Source organism: Marinomonas sp. ATLA20, assembly GCF_057180105.1.
This window is the reverse complement of record NZ_JBXUKU010000015.1, coordinates 16,650-34,833: the sequence shown is the minus strand read 5'-3', so window position 1 is coordinate 34,833 and position 18,184 is coordinate 16,650. Positions and strand designations below refer to the sequence as shown.

Annotated in this window: 21 protein-coding genes; 20 read left to right on the top strand and 1 reads right to left on the bottom strand. The window is 44.8% G+C overall.

The genetic code is table 11. The features are described 5' to 3' along the window. Positions 1 to 2 precede the first annotated feature (2 nt). The 15 genes from rplE to rplQ all read left to right on the top strand — a co-directional run bounded on the left by rplE (position 3) and on the right by rplQ (position 7,926). Positions 3 to 542 (top strand): 50S ribosomal protein L5, encoded by a 540-nt coding sequence (gene rplE, locus AC2A4J_RS18380; RefSeq protein ID WP_255827127.1) that lies wholly within the window; start codon positions 3 to 5, stop codon positions 540 to 542. A gap of 12 nt (positions 543 to 554) precedes the next feature. Further along, on the top strand, positions 555 to 860 hold the full coding sequence (gene rpsN / locus AC2A4J_RS18375; RefSeq protein ID WP_110577373.1) for a 30S ribosomal protein S14: 306 nt from the start codon (positions 555 to 557) through the stop codon (positions 858 to 860). Positions 861 to 989: 129 nt separating this feature from the next. Then, positions 990 to 1,382, top strand: coding sequence for a 30S ribosomal protein S8 (rpsH, locus tag AC2A4J_RS18370; protein WP_255827126.1), 393 nt, complete (start codon positions 990 to 992; stop codon positions 1,380 to 1,382). Positions 1,383 to 1,390: 8 nt separating this feature from the next. After that, positions 1,391 to 1,924 (top strand): 50S ribosomal protein L6, encoded by a 534-nt coding sequence (gene rplF / locus AC2A4J_RS18365; RefSeq protein WP_113918290.1) that lies wholly within the window; start codon positions 1,391 to 1,393, stop codon positions 1,922 to 1,924. A gap of 10 nt (positions 1,925 to 1,934) precedes the next feature. Then, on the top strand, positions 1,935 to 2,285 hold the full coding sequence (rplR, locus tag AC2A4J_RS18360; RefSeq protein ID WP_255827125.1) for a 50S ribosomal protein L18: 351 nt from the start codon (positions 1,935 to 1,937) through the stop codon (positions 2,283 to 2,285). A gap of 10 nt (positions 2,286 to 2,295) precedes the next feature. After that, positions 2,296 to 2,796, top strand: a complete 501-nt coding sequence (rpsE, locus tag AC2A4J_RS18355) for a 30S ribosomal protein S5 (RefSeq protein WP_113918292.1) — start codon at positions 2,296 to 2,298, stop codon at positions 2,794 to 2,796. A gap of 6 nt (positions 2,797 to 2,802) precedes the next feature. Beyond that, complete coding sequence (gene rpmD, locus AC2A4J_RS18350; protein WP_012071918.1) at positions 2,803 to 2,988, top strand: 50S ribosomal protein L30; 186 nt, start codon at positions 2,803 to 2,805, stop codon at positions 2,986 to 2,988. Between the two features lies 1 nt (position 2,989). Then, positions 2,990 to 3,424, top strand: coding sequence for a 50S ribosomal protein L15 (rplO, locus tag AC2A4J_RS18345; protein ID WP_133004491.1), 435 nt, complete (start codon positions 2,990 to 2,992; stop codon positions 3,422 to 3,424). Beyond that, positions 3,425 to 4,756, top strand: coding sequence for a preprotein translocase subunit SecY (secY, locus tag AC2A4J_RS18340; protein ID WP_255827124.1), 1,332 nt, complete (start codon positions 3,425 to 3,427; stop codon positions 4,754 to 4,756). It begins immediately after the preceding gene. Positions 4,757 to 4,775: 19 nt separating this feature from the next. Then, entirely contained in the window at positions 4,776 to 4,889 is a 114-nt protein-coding gene (gene rpmJ, locus AC2A4J_RS18335) for a 50S ribosomal protein L36 (RefSeq protein WP_110577380.1), read from the top strand. A 128-nt stretch (positions 4,890 to 5,017) separates the two neighbouring features. Next, a complete protein-coding gene (gene rpsM / locus AC2A4J_RS18330; protein ID WP_013797821.1) occupies positions 5,018 to 5,374 on the top strand; it encodes a 30S ribosomal protein S13 in 357 nt (118 codons plus the stop codon). Between the two features lie 64 nt (positions 5,375 to 5,438). Then, a complete protein-coding gene (gene rpsK, locus AC2A4J_RS18325) occupies positions 5,439 to 5,831 on the top strand; it encodes a 30S ribosomal protein S11 (RefSeq protein ID WP_012071913.1) in 393 nt (130 codons plus the stop codon). Between the two features lie 16 nt (positions 5,832 to 5,847). Then, the gene (gene rpsD / locus AC2A4J_RS18320) at positions 5,848 to 6,468 is read left to right on the top strand and encodes a 30S ribosomal protein S4 (RefSeq protein ID WP_114412695.1); all 621 of its coding nucleotides are present in this window, start codon (positions 5,848 to 5,850) and stop codon (positions 6,466 to 6,468) included. A 33-nt stretch (positions 6,469 to 6,501) separates the two neighbouring features. Next, positions 6,502 to 7,506: a DNA-directed RNA polymerase subunit alpha gene (locus AC2A4J_RS18315; RefSeq protein ID WP_111608644.1), complete on the top strand. Its 1,005-nt coding sequence runs from the start codon at positions 6,502 to 6,504 to the stop codon at positions 7,504 to 7,506. 42 nt (positions 7,507 to 7,548) lie between these two features. After that, a complete protein-coding gene (rplQ, locus tag AC2A4J_RS18310) occupies positions 7,549 to 7,926 on the top strand; it encodes a 50S ribosomal protein L17 (RefSeq protein ID WP_113918294.1) in 378 nt (125 codons plus the stop codon). Positions 7,927 to 8,062: 136 nt separating this feature from the next. On the opposite strand, the gene uvrA is transcribed toward rplQ, so the two are convergent. Further along, entirely contained in the window at positions 8,063 to 10,885 is a 2,823-nt protein-coding gene (uvrA, locus tag AC2A4J_RS18305; RefSeq protein WP_484177030.1) for an excinuclease ABC subunit UvrA, read from the bottom strand. Positions 10,886 to 11,042: 157 nt separating this feature from the next. Between uvrA and AC2A4J_RS18300 the strand changes: the two genes are divergently transcribed. The 5 genes from AC2A4J_RS18300 to AC2A4J_RS18280 all read left to right on the top strand — a co-directional run bounded on the left by AC2A4J_RS18300 (position 11,043) and on the right by AC2A4J_RS18280 (position 18,165). Next, positions 11,043 to 12,401 (top strand): MFS transporter, encoded by a 1,359-nt coding sequence (locus AC2A4J_RS18300; protein WP_484177029.1) that lies wholly within the window; start codon positions 11,043 to 11,045, stop codon positions 12,399 to 12,401. Between the two features lie 39 nt (positions 12,402 to 12,440). Then, positions 12,441 to 13,184 (top strand): single-stranded DNA-binding protein, encoded by a 744-nt coding sequence (ssb, locus tag AC2A4J_RS18295; RefSeq protein ID WP_255827121.1) that lies wholly within the window; start codon positions 12,441 to 12,443, stop codon positions 13,182 to 13,184. Between the two features lie 108 nt (positions 13,185 to 13,292). Next, positions 13,293 to 13,874 carry a DNA endonuclease SmrA gene (gene smrA, locus AC2A4J_RS18290; protein ID WP_255827120.1) on the top strand — a complete coding sequence of 194 codons (582 nt, stop codon included), beginning with the start codon at positions 13,293 to 13,295 and terminating at the stop codon, positions 13,872 to 13,874. 166 nt (positions 13,875 to 14,040) lie between these two features. Further along, positions 14,041 to 16,962: an insulinase family protein gene (locus tag AC2A4J_RS18285; protein ID WP_484177028.1), complete on the top strand. Its 2,922-nt coding sequence runs from the start codon at positions 14,041 to 14,043 to the stop codon at positions 16,960 to 16,962. Between the two features lie 96 nt (positions 16,963 to 17,058). Beyond that, positions 17,059 to 18,165, top strand: coding sequence for a 1-acyl-sn-glycerol-3-phosphate acyltransferase (locus AC2A4J_RS18280; RefSeq protein ID WP_255827118.1), 1,107 nt, complete (start codon positions 17,059 to 17,061; stop codon positions 18,163 to 18,165). Positions 18,166 to 18,184: the final 19 nt, after the last annotated feature.

Here is an 18,184-nt window from a genome sequence, read left to right as displayed (position 1 = left end):
CCATGGCGAGACTTAAGCAAGTTTATAAAGATCAAGTTGTAGCAAAACTTACAGAAGATTTTAGCTACAAGAATGTGATGGAAGTGCCTAAAATCACTAAAATCACTTTAAATATGGGTGTTGGTGAAGCTATCGCAGACAAGAAACTTCTTGAGCATGCGGTAAATGATCTTGAAGCACTTAGCGGCCAAAAAGTTGTAGTGACTAAGGCTCGTAAATCAGTAGCAGGCTTTAAAATCCGTGACGGTTACCCGATCGGTTGTAAAGTGACTCTACGTGGCGAGCGTATGTGGGATTTCTTCGACCGTTTGGTTGATGTTGCTATTCCACGTATCCGTGACTTCCGTGGACTTAATCCTAAGTCTTTCGACGGTCGTGGTAACTACAGTATGGGTGTTAAAGAGCAAATCATCTTCCCTGAGATCGATTACGATAAAGTAGATCGTGTACGTGGTATGGATATTACCATTACAACGACTGCTCGTACCGATGAAGAAGGTCGTGCTTTGCTAGCAGCCTTTAGTTTCCCTTTCAAGAAATAAGAGGTAGGAATCATGGCTAAAATATCAATGATTCAGCGCGAAGCAAAACGTACCAAATTAGTAGCTAAATTCGCTGAAAAGCGTGCGGCTCTAAAGGCGATCATTAGTGACGTTAATGCATCGGACGATGAAAAGTGGGAAGCGACGCTTAAATTGCAAGCGCTTCCACGCGATTCATCTTCTTCACGCCAACGTAACCGTTGCCAAATTACAGGTCGTCCGCACGGTGTATACCGTCGCTTCGGTCTGTCTCGTATCAAACTGCGTGAAGCAGCGATGCGTGGCGACGTACCAGGCTTGAAGAAAGCTAGTTGGTAAGCAAGTAGAGCGCGATCATAATACATGGCAGTGAGTGGAGTGTCTAAATACTGGACATTCTGCTCGCTGCTGTGTACTATGCGCGAGCTCTATTTGCTGCACAATGGTTTTTAAATTAGGAGCTCTTAAATGAGTATGCAAGATACCCTTGCGGATATGTTTACACGTATTCGTAATGCACAGATGGCTGCAAAGACCTCTGTGAGCATGCCTTCATCAAAAATGAAGACATCGATTGCTGCTGTTCTACGCGAAGAAGGTTACGTAGGTGACTTTTCTGTAGACGAAGCAGTAAAACCGACGCTTACTATCGAGTTGAAATACTACGAAGGTAAGCCAGTTATCGAACAAATCAAACGCGCATCTCGCCCAAGTTTGCGTCAATACAAAGGCACTAGTGCTCTACCGAAAGTAGAAGCTGGCCTTGGTGTTGCAATCATCTCTACCTCTAAAGGTGTGATGACAGACCGTGCAGCTCGTGCTGCTGGTATCGGTGGCGAAGTAATCTGCACAGTATTCTAGGAGTTAGTATGTCTCGAGTTGCTAATAGTCCCGTGACGCTTCCTAGTGGTGTAGATTTAACCCTAAATGGACAAAATGTTGTTGTTAAAGGCGGCAAAGGTTCTTTAGAGTTTAATGTTCACACAAGCGTACAAGTGTCTAAAGAAGAAAATGTTATCACCTTCGCTGCGCGCGATGGTGCAAAACAAAGCCGTGCCTTAGCTGGTACAACTCGTGCTTTGATTAACAACATGGTTGTTGGTGTTAGTCAGGGTTTCGAGAAAAGATTGTTTCTTCAAGGTGTTGGTTACCGTGCTGCGCTTAAAGGCAATGTACTTAACCTATCTCTGGGTTTCTCTCACCCAGTAGATTACGAACTTCCTGAAGGCGTAACAGCTGAATGTGCTTCTCAAACAGAAGTTGTGATCCGTGGCATTGATAAACAAGCCGTTGGTCAAGTTGCTGCAGAAGTTCGCGGTTTCCGTCCACCAGAGCCATATAAAGGCAAAGGTGTTCGCTATTCTGACGAAGTAATTCGTCGTAAAGAAGCTAAGAAGAAGTAGGTAGGCATTCATGAACACTAAAAAACAATCTCGGATTCGTCGTGCACGCCGTGCTCGTTTGCATATTCGTGACTTAGGTGCGAATCGTCTTACTGTACATCGCACACCACGCCATATGTATGCTCAAGTGATTTCTCCTTGTGGTAGTAAAGTACTAGCTAGTGCTTCTACTCTTGAAGAAGCTCTTCGTGGCTCAGCGACAGGCAACAAAACAGCGGCTAAAGAAGTCGGTACTTTGATTGCTACACGCGCTAAAGAAGCAGGTGTCACTTCGGTCGCTTTCGACCGTTCTGGCTTCAAATACCATGGCCGCGTCCAAGTTCTTGCTGACGCTGCACGTGAAGCCGGTCTAGAGTTCTAAGGGGTAGCAAATGGCAGTTAATGATCAACAAACTAGCGACCTCCAAGAGAAGCTAGTACAAGTAAACCGCGTTGCTAAAGTTGTAAAGGGTGGTCGTATCTTCTCTTTCACAGCTTTGACAGTCGTTGGTGATGGTAAAGGTAAAGTTGGCTTTGGTCGTGGTAAAGCGCGTGAAGTTCCTCAAGCTATTCAAAAAGCAATGGAACAAGCTCGTCGTAACATGGTTTCTGTTAAGCTAGATGGCGATACTCTTCAGTATCCTGTTAAAGCGAATCACGGAGCATCTAAAGTTTACATGCAGCCTGCGTCTCAAGGTACCGGTATCATCGCCGGTGGTGCAATGCGTGCGGTTCTAGAAATCGCTGGCGTTCACAACGTTTTGGCGAAATGTTACGGTTCTACAAACCCAGTAAACGTAGTTCGCGCTACGATCAAAGGTTTGCAGGATATGAAAGCACCTGAACAAATCGCGGCTAAACGCGGTAAGTCAGTCGATCAAATTTTGGGGTAATGTGTCATGGCGAATAATACCATCACAGTTCAACTAACCCGCAGCCCGATCGGTCGTCTTCCAAAGCACCGTGAAACTGTTAAAGGCTTGGGTTTGCGTAAAGTTGGCCAAACACGTGAGTTGGAAGATACTCCTTCTGTACGTGGCATGGTTAATAAAGTTTATTACATGGTTAAAGTGGTAGGGGAATAACATGTTCTTAAATACACTTCGTCCTGGCGAAGGTAGCAAGCATGCTCCTAAACGTGTTGGTCGCGGCATTGGTAGCGGCTTGGGCAAAACCGGCGGACGAGGCCATAAAGGTCTTAAATCTCGTTCTGGTGGCTCAGTAAAACCTGGTTTTGAAGGTGGTCAAATGCCTTTGCAGCGTCGTCTGCCAAAATTCGGTTTCACTTCACGTCAGGCAAAGTATGTTGCTGAGGTTCGTTTAAACGAGCTTGCTGCTGTAAATGCTGAAGTTGTAGATTTGGCTGCTCTTAAAAGCGCCGACATTCTAGGTCATCAAATTAAGACTGCTCGTGTGATTTTGTCTGGTTCTATCGACAAAGCTGTCACAGTTCGTGGTCTTAAAGTGACTAAAGGTGCTCGTGCCGCTATTGAAGCAGCTGGCGGAAAAGTCGAGGAATAAATGGCAAAGCGTGGCTCACTACCAGCTGGCATGCAAAACGGTTTAGGCGAGCTTTGGTCTCGTATTCGTTTTGTGTTTCTAGCAATTATTGTATACCGAATCGGTGCGCACATTCCTGTTCCAGGTATTAATCCTGACAGGTTATCTGCGTTGTTTGATCAAAATGAAGGCACTATTCTGAGTTTATTTAACGTATTCTCAGGGGGCGCGCTTGAGCGCATGAGTATTTTTGCGCTTGGGATTTTGCCCTATATTTCTGCCTCTATTATTATGCAGTTATTGACGGTTGTGAGTCCGCAGCTAGAGCAGTTGAAGAAAGAGGGTGAAGCGGGTCGTCGCAAGATTACTCAGTACACCCGTTACGGTACTGTACTTCTTGCCCTTGTTCAGTCTGCCAGTATGGCGGTTGGCTTGGCAAGTCAAGGGATCTCATTTAGTAGTGGCATGGAATTCTATGCTGTTGCTGTTGTGACACTTGTTGCTGGTACTGTTTTCTTGATGTGGTTAGGTGAGCAGGTTACTGAAAAAGGTATTGGTAATGGTATATCCATTCTTATCTTTGCCGGTATCGTTGCTGGCTTGCCTTCTGCTTTAGGCCGTTCATTTGAGTCGGCTCGTCAAGGCGATATCAATATTTTAGCTTTGTTGTTGATTGGTATACTTGCCATTGCGACTATCGCATTCGTTGTTTTCATCGAACGTGGTCAACGTCGCATTACGGTTAATTATGCAAAACGCCAACAAGGCAAAAAAGTATTTGCTGCACAAAAGAGTCATTTGCCTCTTAAAGTAAATATGGCTGGTGTAATCCCACCTATATTTGCTTCAAGTATCCTTTTGTTCCCAGCTTCGATCGGACAATGGTTTGGTCAAGGTGAAGGAATGGAATGGTTGCAAAATATCTCTTTGGCTCTAGCTCCTGGGCAACCGCTTTATGTGCTGTTGTTTGCGATAGCAATTGTTTTCTTTTGCTTCTTCTATACGGCGCTAGTGTTCAACCCTAAAGATGTGGCAGATAACTTGAAAAAATCCGGTGCGTTCTTGCCGGGTATTCGTCCAGGCGATCATACAGCTCGATATATTGATGGTGTAATGACTCGTTTGACACTGTTTGGTGCTTTATACATCACTCTAGTGTCTCTGATGCCTCAGTTCTTTGTTGTTGCGTGGAATGTTCCATTCTACTTTGGCGGTACTTCTATGTTAATCGTAGTGGTAGTTGTCATGGACTTTATGTCGCAAGTTCAAAGTCATTTGATGAGTCAGCAATACGAATCATTAATGAAGAAATCTAATCTGACTGGTTATGGTCCAAATGGCCTAATGCGTTAAGCGTAGGTTGGAGTTGAACATGAAAGTACGTGCATCTGTAAAGAAAATCTGTCGTAACTGCAAAATCGTTCGTCGTAACGGTTCAGTTCGAGTGATTTGCATTGAGCCTCGTCACAAACAGCGTCAAGGTTAATAGCGAGTTCGCTCGATGATGGGAAAGGGTGGTTGATTTATGTCCTAAAGATAGGCATAATCAGCCGCCCTCATGATAGTAAAGTGATGAATTAACATATAATCATCAATAACAACGGAGTAAAGTGAATGGCTCGTATAGCCGGTGTCAATATTCCTGACAATAAACATGCGGTCATTTCTCTGACTTACATCTTCGGAATTGGTCGCACTCGTTCACGCGCTATCTGCGCTGCTACAGGTGTTGCTGAAACTGCGAAAATCGGTTCATTAAGTGATGATATCCTTGATGAACTTCGTGGCGAAGTTGCTAAGTATACTGTAGAGGGTGACTTACGTCGTGAAGTCAGTATGTCTATCAAACGTTTGATGGACCTAGGTTGTAATCGCGGGATTCGTCATCGCCGCAGCCTACCAGTTCGTGGTCAACGTACCAAAACGAACGCTCGTACACGAAAAGGCCCTCGTAAGCCTATTCGTAAGTAATTTAAACGCGTTTCGCTCTAGCCACAAGTTTGCTAGAGCTGAGCATTAAATAGGAAAGTGCAATATGGCTAAGCCAGCTACGCGCAACACCAAGAAAAAAGTCAAAAAGACGGTCGTCGACGGTGTTGCTCATGTACACGCGTCATTTAATAACACGATCGTGACTATCACTGACCGCCAAGGCAATGCTTTGTCTTGGGCTACTGCCGGTGGTTCTGGTTTTCGCGGATCTCGTAAAAGTACTCCTTTCGCAGCTCAAGTAGCAGCGGAACGTGCCGGTACTGTCGCACAAGAGTTCGGCCTTAAAAACGTTGACGTAATGATTAAGGGCCCTGGTCCTGGTCGTGAGTCCGCAGTTCGTGCATTAAATGCATTGGGCTTGCGTATCAATAACATCACAGATGTGACGCCAATTCCGCACAACGGTTGTCGTCCACCTAAGAAACGTCGCGTTTAATTGAGGAGACAGATACATGGCTCGTTATATAGGTCCAACTTGTAAGTTGTCTCGTCGTGAAGGTACCGACTTGCAATTGAAGAGCGGTTCACGCGCTCTTGAGTCGAAATGTAAAGTAGAAACGGTTCCTGGTGTGCACGGTGCACGTCGCGGTCGTCTTTCTGATTACGGCTTACAATTACGTGAGAAACAAAAAGTACGTCGTATGTACGGCGTTCTTGAAAAGCAATTTCGTAATTACTACAAATCTGCTGCTCGTCTTAAAGGTGCAACTGGTGAAAACCTTCTGCAACTTTTGGAATCACGTTTAGATAACGTTGTATACCGCGCAGGTTTTGGTTCTACACGTGCAGAAGCTCGTCAGCTAGTTGGCCATAAAGGCATTCTAGTTAATGGCGCTACGGTTAACATTCCGTCTTACCAAGTTAAAGCTGGTGACGTTGTGTCTATCCGTGAAAAAGCTAAGAAGCAATTGCGTGTACAAAGCGCACTAGAGCTATCTAAAGGTCGTGCACCGATCCATTGGATCGAAGTTGATTCAACTAAACTGGAAGCAACTTACAAAGCTGTTCCAGAACGTGCCGATTTATCAGCTGAAATTAATGAGAACCTAATTGTCGAACTTTACTCTAAGTAAGTCGGTGATTAGGATTAAGAAATAGGTGGATCTATGCAGCGTTCAGTGAGCGAATTGTTAACCCCACGCAACATTGAAGTTCAGGAATTAGGCAACTGTCGCGCTAAAGTTACACTGCAACCACTAGAACGTGGTTTTGGTCATACTTTAGGTAACGCACTGCGCCGTATCCTGCTTTCTTCAATGCCAGGTTGTGCGATTGTTGAAGTCGAAATCGACGGTGTATTACACGAATACAGCGCAATCGAAGGGGTTAAAGAAGATGTAATTGAAATTCTTCTTAACCTGAAAGGAGTTGCGATCGCTCTACACGGGCAAGATGAAGCAACTCTTACTCTAAGTAAAAAAGGTCCTGGTATCGTAACAGCTGGAGATATCCAGTTGGTTGCTGATGCAGAGATCGCTAACCCGGATCATGTTATTGCGCACTTGGATGACACTGCAGAGTTAACTATGCAGATCAAAGTCGCTCGTGGCCGTGGTTATGAGCCTGCTGATGCTCGTGTTGCTGGCGACGATGAGACTCGTCCAATCGGTCGCTTGCAACTGGATGCCTCATTCAGCCCTGTTCGCCGTGTTGCGTACAGTGTCGATAATGCTCGTGTAGAGCAGCGTACAGATTTAGATAAGCTAGTCTTAGACATCGAATCTAATGGTACTATCGACCCTGAAGAAGCAATTCGTCGTGCAGCGACTATTTTACAACAGCAAATCGCGGTTTTTGTCGCCCTTGAAAGCGAAAGCGAAGCACCTGTTGTAGAAGAAGAGGATGAGATTGATCCAATTTTGCTACGCCCGGTTGATGATCTTGAATTGACCGTTCGCAGTGCTAACTGTTTAAAAGCAGAGAACATTTATTACATCGGTGATTTGATTCAACGTACTGAGGTTGAGCTTCTTAAGACGCCTAACCTAGGTAAGAAGTCGTTAACTGAAATCAAAGATGTTTTAGCACAGCGTGGTTTGTCTTTGGGAATGCGTTTAGAGAATTGGCCACCGGCTAGTTTGAAAGACGATAGCAAAGTTCTAGCTCGCTAGGTCATTGTTCCCTGACCACCGTAGTTTGGTAAGGAATGTAAAATGCGTCATCGTAAGAGTGGACGTCACTTAAACCGTACTAGCTCACATCGTAAAGCGATGTTTAAAAACATGGCTGCTTCTTTGTTCGAACACGAAGTTATTAAAACTACGTTGCCGAAAGCTAAAGAATTGCGTCGTGTTGCTGAGCCCTTGATCACATTGGCGAAAGTTGATTCTGTTGCGAATCGTCGCCTTGCCTTTGCTCGTACTCGTAGCAAAGATGCAGTAGGTAAATTGTTCTCAGAACTTGGTCCTCGTTATCAAGCTCGCCCTGGTGGTTATGTTCGCATTCTAAAATGTGGCTTCCGCACAGGTGACAACGCACCTATGGCTTATGTTGAATTGGTCGATCGTCCAGTTACTGAAGCCGCTGAGTAATATCAGTTTGTAATAAAAAGCCGAGCTATTAGCTCGGCTTTTTTTTGCAAAAAAATTACCTGATATGATAGTCAGACACAAAAAAAATACCCGAAAAAGTTAAGCTTTTCTCGGGTATTTTATTTTTGACTAAGGGTTAATTAAGCATTTGTTTTAAGAAACGACCAGTATGAGATTTTTCAGCTTGAGCAATTTCTTCCGGCGTTCCTTCAGCGACAATGTAGCCGCCACCGCTGCCCCCTTCTGGGCCTAAGTCAACAATCCAATCAGCTGTTTTTATTACATCAAGGTTGTGTTCAATGACAACGACTGTATTGCCGTGATCTCTTAGGCGATGAAGCACTTTGAGCAGCTGTTCTATATCCGCAAAGTGTAGTCCTGTTGTCGGCTCATCTAAAATGTAGAGCGTTGTGCCAGTGTCGCGTTTAGATAGTTCTTTTGCGAGTTTAACCCGCTGTGCTTCGCCACCAGACAGCGTTGTGGCTGCTTGTCCAAGGCGTATATAGCCCAAACCTACATCCATCAGTGTTTGTAGTTTTCTTGCAATAGAAGGGACTGGATCAAAAAACTCTCGAGCATCTTCAATCGTCATATCTAAGCACTCGTGAATGTTCTTGCCTTTGTAATGGATCTCTAATGTTTCACGATTGTAGCGTTTGCCTTTGCAGGTATCACATGGCACATAGACGTCAGGAAGAAAGTGCATTTCTACTTTAATGACACCATCACCTTGGCAGGCCTCACAGCGGCCGCCTTTGACGTTAAAACTGAATCTGCCCGGTTTATAACCACGTGAACGAGACTCTTGTGTTGCCGAGAAGAGCTCTCTCATTGGAGTAAAAATACCCGTGTAGGTAGCAGGGTTGGATCTTGGCGTCCGACCAATAGGGCTTTGGTCAATGTCTACACACTTGTCGAATAAATCTAGTCCCTCTATACGCTCGTGTGGTGCCGCTTTTAATGTGGTTGCGCCATTGAGTGCCGTTGCAGCAAGAGGATATAGAGTGCCATTTACTAGAGTCGACTTACCAGAACCTGAAACGCCGGTTATACAGGTCATTACTCCAACAGGGATGTTGAGATCAACAGTATTTAAGTTATTGCCTGTTGCGCCTATCAGCTTGAGGAATTGTTTGTCTTTTGCTTGATGGCGAATTGGAGGTATTTCAATTTTACGTTTGCCCGTTAGGAATTGCCCAGTAACGGATTCAGGACAATCCATAATATCCTGAGGTGTGCCACTTGCAATGATTTGACCACCGTGAACACCAGCGCCTGGGCCAATATCGACAACAAAGTCTGCAATACGAATCGCGTCTTCATCATGCTCTACCACAATAACGGTATTTCCCAAATCTCGGAGTCTGGTTAGTGTGGCGATGAGTCGTTCATTATCGCGTTGATGCAGACCAATGGAAGGCTCATCTAGGATGTACATTACGCCTACTAGGCCGGCACCTATTTGGCTAGCAAGTCTGATTCGCTGTGCTTCACCGCCTGATAATGAGTCTGCTTTACGGTCTAAAGTTAGATAGTCCAAGCCTACGTTTACCAAGAAGGTTAAGCGGTCACGAATCTCTTTAAGGATTTTAGAGGCGATTTCACCGCGTGACCCTGGAAGCTCTAGTGTTTCGAAATACTTCAAGCATTCTGCGATTGGATAAGTCACCACTTCTGGAAGCGTTTGCTCAGCAATGAAGACGTTACGAGCGGATCGATTCAATCGAGAGCCATGACAATCTGGACAAGGCTGAATGCTGATGTATTGTGAGAGGTCGTCACGTACGCTGTCCGATTCTGTTTCATGGTAGCGGCGCTGTAGGTTTGGAATAACGCCTTCAAATGAGTGTGAGCGCGTCATTTTATCGCCACGTTCATTGATGTAAATGAAATCTATCTTGTCTTTTCCTGAGCCATGCAGAATTCGCTTTTTAAAGTCACTAGGAATGTCTTTATATTTTGACTCAATGTCGAATCCGTAATGTTTCGCTAGCGCACTCAGTTGTTGATAATAAAAGATGCTACGTCGGCCCCAGCCTCGGATGGCACCTTCAGCAAGTGTGAGTGTCTCGTCTTGAATGATCCGATCTGGATCGAACATCTGATGAGTGCCTAAACCGTCACAAGTCTGACAAGCGCCATTTGGGTTGTTGAACGAAAAAAGTCGAGGCTCTAGTTCGGTTAAGCTGTAGCCACAAACTGGACAGGCAAATTTACTAGAGAAAATATATTCTTCTTTTTCGTCATCCATATTGATGACTTTGGCGATACCATCAGAGAGACCAAGGCAAGTTTCGAAAGACTCTGCCAAGCGCAGTTGGAGGTCAGAACGTACCTTAAAGCGGTCAATGACCACTTCAATAGTATGTTTCTTATTTTTTTCTAATATTGGCGCATCGTCTAGATCAACGACAATGCCATCAATTCTAGCGCGAATAAACCCCTTAGAAAGCAGATCACTAATGGTATGTAAGTGCTCACCTTTTCGATCTTTGACGATAGGGGCTAGCAGCATCATCTTAGTTTCTTCTGGGAGCGATATAACTTTATCGACCATTTGTGATATGGTTTGCGCCTCTAATGGCTCACCATGATCTGGGCAGCGTGGTTGTCCTGCGCGGGCAAATAACAATCGTAGATAATCGTATATTTCTGTTATTGTACCGACTGTTGATCGTGGGTTATGAGAAGTTGATTTTTGCTCGATTGAAATAGCAGGAGAAAGGCCTTCAATGTGGTCTATGTCTGGTTTTTCCATCATGGACAAAAACTGTCTAGCGTATGTCGAAAGGGATTCTACATAGCGACGTTGTCCTTCGGCGTATAAAGTGTCAAAGGCGAGAGAGGATTTACCTGAGCCGGATAGGCCAGTAATCACCACAAGTTTGTCTCTTGGGATGTCTAGGTCCACATTTTTTAAATTGTGTGTGCGGGCCCCGCGTATGGTAATGGTATCCATGAGTCTCCAATGTGAAGTCGATCAACAGATAGAAATCTGTCAGTAAATTAAATAACTGTCTATTTTTACAGTAGTTGAAATGGAGCTTCAACGGTATTTTTTGTAAAATTGACAATCTTTTTTCTTAACCACCTAGTTAAACGGTTGAAACCTCCTTATGGATCTACTTGAACGTCGTTCAGTTCTTGCTTTAGCACTGATCTATTTATTCAGAATGTTGGGCTTGTTTCTTATTATGCCCGTCATTAGTGTGGCAGCTGATGGGCTGACTGGGGCTGATGCCGCGTTAATTGGTACAGCGATCGGTATCTATGGCCTGACTCAAGCGAGCTTGCAGATTCCGATGGGCATGTGGTCGGATAAAATTGGCCGTAAACGTGTCATTGTGATCGGACTGTTGCTGTTTGCTGTAGGGAGTTTGATCTGTGCTAATGCCACTGATATCAATACCTTGATTGTCGGTCGAGCAATTCAGGGTGCTGGTGCTATTGCCAGTACCTTGATGGCGTTATTGAGTGACGTCACAAGAGAGCAAAACCGCACTAAAGCCATGGCGATTGTTGGTATTAGTATTGGCGCCTCGTTTATGTTGTCTTTGGTACTAGGGCCTTGGATTTTTGCTTTAATTGGTCTTTCGGGACTGTTTTATTTGTCTTTTGCATTATCTTTACTGGGCATACTCTTGATCATTTTTGCTGTGCCGAATATTGTCCAGCACACCTTTAAACGTGATACGACCCCGAGCCTTAAGGCTCTTGGTTTGGTGCTGAAAGACTCGAAACTGCGGTTCCTTAATGTCAGTGTTTTATTGTTGCATGCAAGCCTAACGGCGTTGTTTGTCACTGTGCCAAATTTGTTGATTCAGCAATTTGATTTACCCTTGTCAGAGCATAGCTGGCTTTACTTAGCGATCATGGGTTTTGCTTTCGCAGGTATGCTACCATTAGTGATTATTGCTGAGTCAAAAGGCAAGACAAAAGGCGTGTTAATCGCCGTGATGGTTTTGTTAGGTTTAAGCTCAATATTGCTGCAATGGGCTCCGTACCTTTGGGTATTTGGGGTATTGTTGTGGGTCTATTTTGTTGGCTTCAACTCACTAGAAGCTGTACTGCCGTCTCTTATAAGTAAGTTGGCGCCTGTGGGTTATCGTGGTACAGCAATGGGTGTGTTCTCTACCCATCAATTTATGGGATCTTTTTTGGGTGGTGTTGGCGGCGGTTGGTTGCTGCAACATCACGCAAACAGCGGTGTCTTTTGGGTTGTCGGCGTGGTGTTTTTGGCGTGGTCACTTGTTTGTGCTATCCAGCCAGCGCCTCGTTCGTTAAGTAGCCTGGCGTTTAGCCTACCCAATATGACTAATGAAGAAGTAACCAAGTTGGCGGATCAACTTGAGCAAATCCAAGGAGTGGAAGGTATGCAAATTTTTAAAGATGAGCAAACTGCTTATCTGAAGATCGATAAAAAAATATTAGACAAAGAGGCTCTGGTGCGTCTGGCACCGCAAGTGCGTCTTTAAGTAAAACACTATTCTATCTTTTAGTTGGAGAAGAACGTCATGGCACGTGGAATAAACAAAGTAATTTTGATCGGAAACGCAGGCAACGATGCCGAAGTGCGTTTCATGCCATCTGGTGCAGCGGTGGCAAACGTTAACTTGGCAACAACAGAGAGCTGGCGTGATAAGCAAACTGGTCAAATGCAAGAGCGTACAGAATGGCATCGTGTTGCCTTCATGGACCGTGGTAATTTCCGTCTTGGCCAAATTGCAGGCGATTTTATTAAGAAAGGCTCTAAAGTCTACGTAGAAGGTTCATTGCGTACTCGTGAGTGGGAAAAAGACGGCATTAAGCGCTACACAACTGAAATCGTAGCCAACGAAATGCAATTGCTTGACGGGCGTGGCGATAACTCTGGACAGCAAAGTGGTGGTTATGACTCTATGCAAGGTGGTGGCGGTTACGGCAATGCACCTCAACAGTCTGCTCCTCAACAAGGTGGATATGGCCAAGCACCAGCGCAACAGGCTCCACAGCAGCATGCACCTCAAGGCGGTTTTAATCAGCCTCAAGGTGGCGGTTATGGCCAAGCGCCACAGCAAGCTGCACCGCAGCAGGCGGCTCCACAACAAGCAGCGCCACAGTCTTTTGGTAGCTGGGGGAATGCTCCACAGCAAGCTCCTGCTCAAGCCGCGCCGCAACAACGTGCTCCACAGCCTGCGCCTCAACGCGCACCAGCGCCTGAGCCAAAACCTCAGCAAGCGCCAAACTTTGATGACTTTGATGATGATATTCCGTTTTAAAACTGACATGTTTTACGACCATTAAAGTAATAAAGGCTCCTTTTAGGGGCCTTTATTGTTCTATAGTGGTGTGTTAAACAAGCTAAGTTAATCAAAGAGGATAAAGTTGTGAACGACGAAGATGAAACGTCTTTGTTCGCGCAAGAGGTGGCGGGTATTAAGCCACTTAAAAAAAGCGAAGTGTATCTGGGCAAGAAAGGCCCTCAGGTTGACTTTTCCGCTCGCCAAAAGGCGGCGCTGATCGCTAAAGAGGCGGACAGGAATCATTTGTCACAAGACTATGTGGAAAAGGTCGAGCCCAATGATGTGTTGGAATATAAGCGTTCAGGTGTGCAAGATGGCGTATTTAAACGTCTCAGGCAGGGCAAGTATGGCATAGAGGCGCGCTTAGATTTGCATCGCCATACCGTGGCTCAGGCGCGGGAGCAGGTATATCAATTTGCTGATGATTGCATGCGTAATGACATTCGCGTTGCTATTATTGTGCATGGTAAAGGTGATCGTACGCCTGATCCGGACAGCCAAGCGATGATTAAAAGTCATATTAATAAATGGTTGAGAGAGTTGGACGCTGTTATGGCGTTTCATAGTGCGCAAAGACATCATGGTGGTTTGGGGGCTGTGTATGTGTTGTTCAAAAAGACGGAAAAAGCACGCTTGGATGACTGGGAAAAACATCAGAAGCGTTAGAGTGCGGTGTCGCCTTACATGTGGAATCACGTTAGTTCGTGCAGTAAAAGCCATGTTTTTGCTATAATCCCGCCTCTTTGCTGTCTTGGACTTATGCTGTCTTGAATGTCTCCAAGCTGCCCCAAAACATTGTAATTATCGTATTCTAATTTTATCGAGGTAGAGAATGGCAAATAGCACCGCGCACCATCCTGCGTTTACGTTTCTTCGCAGTGAATTTATCGATGCTCTGAATGTTACCGTTCAAGAGTTTGAGCACACTGTCACGGGCGCTAAACATTTTCATATCGCGTCTGAGAATGACGAAAATGTCTTCTTAGTTGGTTTAAAAACCGTTCCAACGGATTCTTGTGGCGTCGCTCACATTCTTGAACACACCGTATTGTGTGGTTCTGAGCGTTTTCCTGTACGCGATCCTTTTTTCATGATGATTCGCCGTTCGTTGAATACTTTTATGAACGCGTTTACCTCCTCTGATTGGACGGCTTACCCATTTGCCAGTAAAAACAAGAAAGACTTCCATAACCTATTGGGTGTGTATCTGGATGCGGTGTTCTTTTCTCGTTTAGATGAATTGGATTTCTCCCAAGAAGGTCATCGCTTAGAATTCGCTGAGCCAGATAACGCCGAGTCAGAATTGACATTCAAAGGTGTTGTGTTCAATGAAATGAAAGGTGCGATGAGCTCAACGACGTCGGTATTATGGCAAACGCTAACTAAATATTTGTTTCCGAATAATACTTATCATTTCAACTCCGGTGGCGAGCCAGCGGATATTCCTGATTTGTCTTATCAAGATCTTTTGGCGTTTTACCGCACGCATTATCATCCTTCCAATGCGGTATTCATGACGTTTGGCGATATTCCTGCAGAAACACTACAAGCCGAATTTGAAGATAAGGTTCTAAATCGATTTGAGCGCTTGGAAGAGCAAGTGAGTGTGCCGAACGCGAAGCGTTACTTCTCACCAGTGCGAGTAGAAGAAGGTTACGCAGCAGATGAAGTAAAGGAAGATGGCAGCCATGTTGTGGTTGGTTGGTTGTTGGGTGAAAGTACAGATCTAAACCAACAGTTCGAGGCGCAGTTATTGTCTAGTGTCTTGCTGGACAACAGTGCGTCACCTTTGATGCGAGTCTTAGAGAATAGCGACCTTGGCCGTGCACCATCCCCACTATGTGGTCTTGAAGACAGTAACAAAGAAATGAGCTTTATGTGCGGATTGGAAGGCGTGAAACGAGAGGATGCCCCTAAGGTTGAAGCCTTGGTATTGTCGACCTTGGAAAGTATTGCTGAAAAAGGGGTACCTCAAGATATGGTTGATGCCATGTTGCATCAATTAGAATTGAGCCAGCGTGAAGTTGGTGGCGGTAGTTATCCTTATGGTTTACAGCTCATTTTGGCTGGTTTGTCGACAGCGGTTCATGCCGGAGATGTGATTGCTCAGCTTGATCTTGATCCTGTTATTAATGCAATGCGCGAGAAAGTTCAGGATCAACAATATATTCCGAACTTGATTAAAAGCTTGTTGTTGAGCAATGCACACCGAGTCACGATCACATTAAGCCCTGATGATGCTCTTGAAACGCGTCGAAATCAGGCAGAAAAAGATCGTCTAAGTCAGATCAAAGCCGCGTTGTCTGATGCTGATAAGCAGCAAATTATAGCTCGCAGCGCGGCATTGAAAGCTCGTCAATCCCAAGTGGACGACATGAGTATTTTGCCGAAAGTTGGCTTAGAAGATGTGCCTGCGCGTTTGCCAGAATATGACAATGAAAAGGTAGCTGGTGATTTACCAATTACTTTCTACCCGCAAGGTACGAATGGTTTGGTTTACCAGCAGTTAGTCATTGATTTGCCTGAGTTGGATGAAGAAGAGACAGAATATTTGCCGTTATTTTCTTCAATGATGACTGAGTTTGGTATTGGTGCAGAGGATTACCTTACTGTTCAGGAGCGTCAAGCTCAAGTTTGTGGCGGATTAGGAGCTTCAAATTCTATTCGTGCAACGATTGAAGATCGCCAAGAGCTAAATGGTTACTTTATTTTGTCATCGAAAGCCTTGGTGCCAAATGTTAAAGCCATGAGCGAATTGTTGAAAGATACTATGCTTAATGTGCGTTTTGACGAAGCAAGCCGCGTGAAAGAGCTAGTGGCCCATCGTCGTGCCCGTCGTGAACAGTCCATTACTGGTCAGGGTCACTCTCTGGCGATGACGGCAGCGTCTAGTGCAATTTCTGGTTTGGCTGCGCAGCAAGAAAACTGGAGCGGTATGTCAGGTATTCGTTCTGCGATTGCATTAGATGATGCAATGAAAGCTGACAGTAAGACTATTGAAAATGTCTTGGCAGTCTTCAAACGTTTACATGAAAAACTATTGCAAGCGAACAAGCAGCTTTTACTGGTCGCAGAACCTCAGCATGAAGCAAATCTATTGAGCGAGGTTCAGTCTGTGTTTGCTGACTTGCCGACTGGTAGCGCGCAGACTAAATTCTCTATGGCGCCGGTTGACGCGAAAGTGAATGTCGCTTGGTTGACATCAACTCAGGTGAGCTTTTGCAGTAAAGCCTTTCGTACGGCGTTTGGCGAACACCCAGATGTGGCAGCGTTGACCGTGTTAGGTGGTTTCTTACGTAACGGTTTCCTGCATCGCGTGATTCGCGAGCAAGGTGGGGCTTACGGTGGCGGCGCAACCTTTGATGGCAGTACTGGATCATTCCGCTTCTATTCTTATCGTGATCCTCGTTTGACAGAAACCCTGTCGGACTTTGATGCTTCGATTGAATGGATGCTAAATGAAGCACACTCTGAAGATGCGCTTGAAGAAGCTATTTTAGGAGTGATTGGTTCGATGGATAAACCAAGCTCGCCAGCAGGTGAAGCGCAAAGTGATTTCTATGTACACTTACATGGTCGTAGCCTAGCCTATAGAGAAGCCTTCCGAGCGAAGATATTAGCAGTGACGCTTGAGCAGTTGAAGCAGGTAACGAAAACCTATTTAACCAAAGAAAATGAAAATGTCGCTGTGGTTACATCCACGTCCAAGCGCGCGGAGCTAGAAACGCTTGGGTTTGATATTCAGACCCTATAAAAATACTGAGACCTTTGTACGAAATGACGAGTGCATTATCGTGCAAAGGTCTCATTTAAAACAAATAACAAAACAGTCTTACTGACGGAAAATTAAATGGATCAGTTTCACGATATACGCCCTTACAACGACGATGAGGTCGCCGAGGTGTTGAATAACCTGGTCGAAATGCCAGATTTTATTAATACAATTATTGGTTTTCGCTTTGCCCAATGGCCTAAGTTTTTGAAAGCGCCATTGGCATTATGTGTCAAGTTGGCGCTAAAACGCCAGATTGGTAATATTTCGAATGTTCATGAGTTTCAAATGCGCGTCGCGAGTTACATGGAACGCATGATAAAAACCACGACGACGAATGTCGAATATCGGGGGATTGAAAAGCTAGAGAAAGGCGTGGGCTATTTATTCTTGTCAAATCACAGAGACATCGCTATGGATCCGGCTTTTGTCAACTATGGCTTGTACTTAGCTGGACTGAACACGGTGCGCATCGCTATCGGTGATAACCTGTTGCGCCGTCCTTTTGTATCCGACCTTATGCGTCTTAATAAAAGCTTTATTGTGAAGCGTTCTGCGAATGGTATTCGAGAGATGATGGCGGCGTTTGGTCAATTGTCTGCTTATATTACTGAGTCGTTAACGAAAGATCAGGCCAATATCTGGATTGCGCAAAAGGAAGGCCGTGCCAAAGATGGCTTGGACCAAACAGACCCAGCGATCATAAAAATGTTTTTCATGGGCCAGAAGAAAGAAAAAGTGCCTTTTTCTGATGCGATGGCAAATTTGAAAATTGTTCCTGTTTCAATTGCTTATGAGTATGACCCGTGCGCTTTTGATAAGGCGCGTGAATTGCATCAAAAATCGACAACAGGCAATTATGAAAAAGCTGAGTTTGAAGACATAGACAGCATCAAAAACGGCATTGTCGGTCAAAAAGGTAAGGTTGTCGTAACTTTTGGCGATGTTATAAAAGACGGCTTTGAAACGCCTGAAGAGTTTGTTGCAGAAGTAGATCGACAAATTATTTCTAACTATGCGATTCAGTCTACCAATGAGGCAGCACTTGCCTTACAGCAAGGTTTACCTTCAACGGATAGTGCATTCTCAAGTTATCTTGAGCGATGCCCTGACAGTTTAAAAGAAACCGTGTTGGCAATGTATGCAAATCCATTGAAGCAGCAACAAAAATATCTAAATAAATAGTTATAGGGAGTAAGCCGTC